The following is a 6,738-nucleotide window of genomic DNA, read 5'->3' as shown; positions in this document are numbered from 1 at the left end:
CGCGACAACTATATTAGTATATCACCTATACCCACCAACTGTCAATACCTTTTTTGAAAAAAATTAAAAAAATATTATTTTTAAATTGATGGATTGTTTTGCATACCTTCGAGGCTGGTAAATTGACCTACACTCTTTCTTTTAAAGGCGCAAAAAATGCCCTTTCGGACATTTTTTCTATTTTTGCTCTTGTTTATACTTTTCAAGTTCAGCTTTATTAGCCCAGACATAGTGTCCCGGACGAATCTCTGCCATTTCTGGTTTATCAACTGAATAATCGTGCTGTTCAGGATCATAGACCTTCAACACTTTTTTACGCTCCAAGATTGGGTCTGGAATTGGAACAGCTGAGAGCAGGGATTGTGTATAAGGGTGGACAGGATGGTTGAACAATTCCTCTGTCTCTGCCACTTCTACAATGACACCTTTGTAAATCACGGCGATACGATCAGAAATAAAACGAACTACCGAAAGGTCATGGGCAATAAAGAGATACGTCAAGCCAAGCTCTTTTTGAAATTTTTTCAAAAGATTCAAAACCTGAGCCCGAACAGATACGTCCAAGGCAGAAATCGGCTCATCTGCAATTACGAAGTCTGGTTGCATGACCAGAGCACGAGCAATCCCAATCCGCTGACGCTGTCCACCAGAGAATTCGTGAGGATAGCGAGTTAAATGCTCAGCTAACAAGCCGACTTCATTGATGATATCTTTGACTTTTCTTTGACGGTCTTCTTCACTATCAAACAAATGGTAATTATAGAGCCCCTCAGATATGATATAGTCAACCGTTGCACGTTCATTCAGACTGGCAGCCGGGTCTTGAAAAATCATCTGAATCTTGCGAATCAAGTCCGCTTCTTCTGCTTTTGACTTTTTACCATTAATCTTTTTGCCTTCATAGAAGATATCACCTGCACTGGTATCATTAAGGCCAATAATAGCTCGACCAATAGTAGTCTTACCAGAGCCTGACTCTCCTACAAGAGAGAAAGTTTCTCCCTTATTGATGAAAAAATTTGCATTTTTAACTGCCACAAATTTCTTACTTCCTTCACCGAAGGAAATTTCTAAATCTTTAATTTCAACTAATTTTTCAGTCATTTCCTTCCTCCTAAGCTTCTAATTGATTGAAGCCCATTTTTGAACGAATTTTTTCATGCAGGTTTTCGATAATCTCTGGTTTATCAACCTTAGGTGCATCTTCGTGCAGCAACCATGTCTTAGCCCAATGAGTATCTGACACATTGAAAGCCGGTGCTTCTTCTTCGAAGTCAATTGACATGGCATAGTCAGAACGCAAAGCAAAGGCATCCCCTTTGATTGGTGAATAAAGTGACGGCGGAGTACCAGGAATCGAGTAAAGTGCACCATTCGCATCTGCCAACTGAGGCAAGCTGGATAGCAAGCTCCATGTATAAGGATGTTTTGGCTCGTAGAAGATTTCTTCAACTGTACCGTATTCTACAATTTCACCGGCATACATGACCGCAACCTTATCTGCAATACTGGCCACAACACCAAGGTCGTGCGTAATAAAGATGGTTGTGAAATGATATTCTTGCTGCAAGGATTTGAGCAAGTCAATGATCTGCGCTTGAATCGTTACATCAAGGGCCGTTGTCGGCTCATCACAGATAAGAATATCAGGACGGCAAGCCAAGGCAATAGCAATAACAATCCGCTGACGCATACCACCTGAGTATTGGAAAGGATATTCTTCGAAACGTTTTTCCGCATCTGGAATCCCAACCTTACTCATGTAATCAATGGCCATTTTTTTAGCCTCTTTGGCTGATTTTCCTTGGTGCTTGATAATGACTTCTGTAATTTGGCTTCCAATCGTATTAATGGGATCCAAGCTCGTCATCGGATCTTGGAAGATAGTCGCAATTTTTGCACCGCGAATCGGCTCCCAATCTTTGTTACTACGAAGAGTTGTCAAATCTTTACCGCGGTAGTCAATGGTTCCTTTAGCTACACGGCCGTTTTCTTCTAACATACCCGTAAAGGTCTTGGTTAAGACAGACTTACCTGAACCAGATTCACCAACAATAGCCAGTACTTCACCTTCAATCAAGTCCAGAGAGACTCCGCGAATGGCTGTTAAAACTCGGTCGCGAACATCAAATTCCACGACAATATCGCGAGCAGTCAATATTACATTTTCATTCTTTGTCATATTTACTCCTATCTATGTGTACGTGGATCGCTAGCGTCGGCTAAGTTTTGACCAACTACGAAGAAAGTAAGGGATACCAAAATCAGAGTTGTGAGTGGAATCCAAAAGAGGTAAGCATTTGTCGTCACGTTTTGAGAATAATCTGAAATCAAGCGTCCCAAACTTGGCACTGTTACAGGAAGCCCTAATCCAAAGAAGGACAGAAAGGCTTCGTAAGAGATAAAGCTTGGCAACATTTGTGAAGTGGTGGTCACGATAACAGATACCAACTGCGGCATAATGTTCTTCGTTACAATCTTGAGAGTTGGTGTACCAAGAGTACGAGAGGCAAGGTTGTATTCCAAATCCCGATAGCGCATAATCTGCACACGGATAGTGTAGGCAATACCGACCCAACCAGTAATCGTCATGGCAAAAATAAGATTCCAGAAACCAGCACCGATAGAGTAGGTCAAGACAATGACAATCAAGAGGGCTGGGATGTTTGAAATGATATTGTAGACTTCCATCATGACACGGTCAACTGTTTTGGAAATTCCCCAGATACCGCCGATGATAACACCGATAGCCAGATTAATAACCGTCGCAATAATCGAAATAAGAATAGAGTTACGGGCACCAAACCAAACACCATCAAAGAGAGACTTACCATTACTATCTGTTCCAAACCAGTACTGGGCACTTGGCTTGATATAACGCATGCTAAAATCATTTACCTTGCTCACGTCATTAAAGTCGAAGTTTGAAAACATAGGATAAATGAAGCTCATGAGAATAATGGCAATCAGAATCCCCAGCATGGTAATGGTTGATTTCTTTTTCAGAAATTGACGCATGACTGATTTCCAGTAAGAATAGGCTGGAGCATCAATCGTTTCAGAGGCAAAATCGTCACGTTTGACAAATTGGAATTTGCTTTTATCAATTGTAGCCATTATTTACCTCCTTTTGATGTTAACTTAATACGTGGGTCCAGTACAGTCATCAGAATGTCACCCAGCAAGAGAGCGAAGATAGACAGACATGTGAAGATGAATACAAGACCAACAACCATAGAGTTATTGGATGCCTTAACAGAATCAATCAGCATCTTACCCATACCAGGGAAAGCAAAGACAGTTTCTGTCAGAGTCGCACCTGCAATAACACCAACGATAGAAGCTGGGATACTAGATACCAGCGGCACCATAGCGTTTTTAAAGATGTGCTTGTTAGAAATTTCTTTTTCTGAGAGCCCCTTCGCACGGGCAAAGCGGACAAAGTCCTGAGACTGAAGGTCAATCATATAACGACGAATCCAAACCGCTGTCCAAGGAGCACTCAAAAGCCCTAGAATAACAGCTGGAAGGACATAAGAACGCCAATCTCCCGCTCCCAAGATTGGGAAGGAGTCTGGAAGACCAACAGCAGAGCCCGCCAAACGGACAATGTAGACCAAGGCAATGGTTGGCAGTGACATCATAAAGGTCAAGCCAGCAGTAGAAATGCTATCAAACCATGTGTTCTTGAGTCGAGCCATGTAAGATCCAAGCGGAATAGCAATCAGATAAGACAGAGCCACACCAATCAAACCGATAATAGCTGAGCTGGTAATCATGGATGGATTTTGATAGTTGCTTTGAGTCGCTGTATAGGCATCTCCCTTACCAAACTTAGCAATGTCCTGTGAATCGGCTTTGCTTGGCGTCTTGTAAGTACGAGAGTAAATGTTAACAGACGATGTCTTTTTACCTGTTGGAAATTGAACTTCGGAAGACTTAGTTTGTCCTTGTCCTTGAGTAATAACCTGCAGAACAGGGATATTGGCATAGGTTGGATAAGAATTACCTAAATTAAAGGTAATAAAGTTCTGGTGGACAAATGGGAACTGACCATTAAAGTACAGCAGATACTTATGCTTGGTACCAGAACCCACAAGAGACCAGCCGACAGAAGGATCATTTTCAAACCGGATATAACGCTCTAGGTTTGGATTTTCCTCATCTTGGATAACATTTGGATGGTCAATTTGAATCAAATTAGCATAGAACTCAAAGACACGTTCATACACAGGCACTTCACGTACAGCATAGAATTCTCCGCTCAGTGGGAATTTCTGCAATTTCCAACCATTACCAAGTTTATCAACATACTTCTGATAAATCTTCTCGTTTGCTTCAGTAGCTTCTGTGGTAACAGAAGAATCTTCCTTGCTGGCCTTCTCCTGAAGTTCCTTAGTATCATAATAGTCAATGTAGCCCATCCGCTCAAAGATAGTGTTTTCATAGTTAGCTTTTTTATCTTTATTGGTAGCTATCTTATTATAGTTAGGATCCTGCTTGAAAATCAACCTTCTTGGCACCATAGTATAGATAATGGCATAAGTCAGGGTCGTCACCAAGAAAATCGACACAATTGAGCGTAAGATACGCATAAAAATATATTTTTTCATTTATCGTTTCCTTTAAATTCCAAAAGAACTTTCTCCTCTAATAGAGAAAGTTCTCTTAGCAAGCTTATTTCACGTGGTCTGCTAATTCTTCTTGAGCTTTTTTATTAGATTCCACACGTTCTTTATTCCATTTTTCCTGAGCGCTATTATAATCTTTTGTCGTTACAGTCTCATCCTGTAATTTCATGTACTTATAACTTGCTGCTTCACGCGCCTTAGCACCAGACCAAGCAAACGGCGCTGAGAATGGTACTACCTTAGTCAAGGTTGGACGGCCTGTTCTAGAAGTTACCGGAATCAACAAAGCACTATCAGTTAGCCAAGCCTGAGCTGCCGCATATTTTTCATAACGCTTGTTCAAATCTTGCTTTTCTGCACCCGCTTCGTCCACCAGCTTGGTATATTCATCCAAACCAACTTGTTTCGCTGCGGCATTATCTGTGCCATCAAATCCTAAGAAGGTCTTGGTATTTTCACCACCAGGTTTGATGATGTCAAGATAAGTAGATGGATCTTGATAGTCCGGAGTCCAGCCGACATTGTCTGAAATATCCCAGTCTTCTTCAGCAGCAGAAGGAGCAAACAAGGTAATGTTAGTCACTTCATCCTTAGACAATTGGTGAACATCAATCACAACATTATCTTTTCCTAAGGTCTTTTCAATAGACTGCTTGAGGGATTGAACACGTTGTACTTTAGAAGTAGCTGTTTGATCAACCGGAATGTCCAGATGGATTGGGAATTCTACGCCATCGGCTTTCAAAGCTTCTTTTGCTTTAGCAAATTCAGCCTTTGCTTTATTCTCGTTATAGAGACCATCTTGACCATCTGAGAAGTCAACATCTTTCCATTCGTCGCCATAAGTTACTACTTTTTCCTTAACTAGCTCACCGAAGGACTTGTCACCAGCCTGCACAAATGTAGGTGGGATGTAAAGGTTACGAAGAAGTTTGTCTGCTCCGTCCTTACCATTAATCTGAGATGCATAGGACTCACGATTGAAGGCAAAGGTCAAAGCCTGACGGAAGTCCTTGTTAAGCAAGGCTTTCTTAGTTGAAGTTTTTTGAGCTTCTGACGTCTTAGCAGTATGGTTGTAAGACTGACGATCAATGTTTGTACCTACTAAGAAAGTTGAGGCATCTTGAGGTGTATAGACGATATTATCTTTAAAGTCTTTTTCAACCTTTTCATAGGTCGCACTAGTTGGGAAGAGTCTGGCTGTTGTCAATGCGCCTTGGCTGAACTGATCAGCTAGTTTCCCTTGATCTTGTCCATCATAGAAAGAGAGTTTCACTGCATCTACGTGAACATTTTCTTTGTCCCAATAATTAGGATTCTTCTCAAATTGGATTTCCGATTTTGAAGTCAATGATTTGAGCAAGAAAGGTCCGTTATAAAGCAAGCTTGTTGGATCAGTTGCTTGAGCGAACTTATCACCTTGGTTTTTCAAAAAGTCTTTGTTTACTGGGTAGAGAATTCCCATTGTAGTTTTAGAATTCCAGAAGCTTTCTGGCTCATTAAGAGTATACTCAACAGTATGATCATCCACTGCTTTGATTCCTACTTCTGAGAAATCAATCTTCCCAGAAATATAGTCCTTAAGCCCTTTGACAGAATCCTGAACCAAGTAGATTGTTTCAGATTTATTGTCTGCTGCATACTTAAGACCTGTAACAAAGTCTTCTGCTGTAACATCTGCGTATTCTTCACCTTCGGAAGTATACCACTTAGCGTCTTTGCGAAGCTTATAAGTATAAGTTTTTCCATCTGGTGATACAGTCCATTCCTCTGCCATTGAAGGAACCAAGTTTCCATATTGGTCGTTTTCTAAAAGACCGTCAATGACATTGGCAGTCAAGTCTGTTGTAGCAGCTTTACTTGAAGTGAGATAGTTCAAGTTTTCAGGATCTGTCTCGTAGATATAATTAAAGGTGTTTGAAGAGTCTGAACTGCCTGACTTTGTGTTTGGCTTAGAGCCAGAGCAAGCAGCAAGAAAGCCAGCTGCAAGAAGAGTGACTCCTGCTAGCGCAAGGACTTTACTTTGTTTCATATGGGTTTCTCCATCTTTTAGATTTTTAGATTTAATTAAGATTATAGCATAGATAGTACTAAAAGTAAAATAAAT

General features: G+C 40.9%; 5 protein-coding genes. All 5 read right to left on the bottom strand.

Features of this window, described 5'->3' with window-relative positions; all coding sequences use genetic code 11:
* Positions 1–177 precede the first annotated feature (177 nt).
* A complete protein-coding gene (locus RWX26_RS06230; RefSeq protein WP_002922228.1) occupies positions 178–1,104 on the bottom strand; it encodes an ATP-binding cassette domain-containing protein in 927 nt (308 codons plus the stop codon).
* A 10-nt stretch (positions 1,105–1,114) separates the two neighbouring features.
* On the bottom strand, positions 1,115–2,182 hold the full coding sequence (locus tag RWX26_RS06225; RefSeq protein ID WP_002898856.1) for an ABC transporter ATP-binding protein: 1,068 nt from the start codon (positions 2,180–2,182) through the stop codon (positions 1,115–1,117).
* 8 nt (positions 2,183–2,190) lie between these two features.
* On the bottom strand, positions 2,191–3,117 hold the full coding sequence (oppC, locus tag RWX26_RS06220; RefSeq protein WP_002920135.1) for an oligopeptide ABC transporter permease OppC: 927 nt from the start codon (positions 3,115–3,117) through the stop codon (positions 2,191–2,193).
* A complete protein-coding gene (locus RWX26_RS06215; RefSeq protein WP_314580131.1) occupies positions 3,117–4,613 on the bottom strand; it encodes an ABC transporter permease in 1,497 nt (498 codons plus the stop codon). Before RWX26_RS06215 ends, oppC begins: the two co-directional genes overlap by 1 nt.
* A 64-nt stretch (positions 4,614–4,677) precedes the next feature.
* A complete protein-coding gene (locus RWX26_RS06210; protein WP_314580130.1) occupies positions 4,678–6,663 on the bottom strand; it encodes a peptide ABC transporter substrate-binding protein in 1,986 nt (661 codons plus the stop codon).
* Between the last annotated feature and the right edge of the window lie 75 nt (positions 6,664–6,738).

It is taken from the genome of uncultured Streptococcus sp. (genome assembly GCF_963536705.1).
GTDB lineage: Bacteria > Bacillota > Bacilli > Lactobacillales > Streptococcaceae > Streptococcus.
Note: the sequence above shows the minus strand (reverse complement) of the source record. Positions and strands in the feature narration are given on the sequence as shown.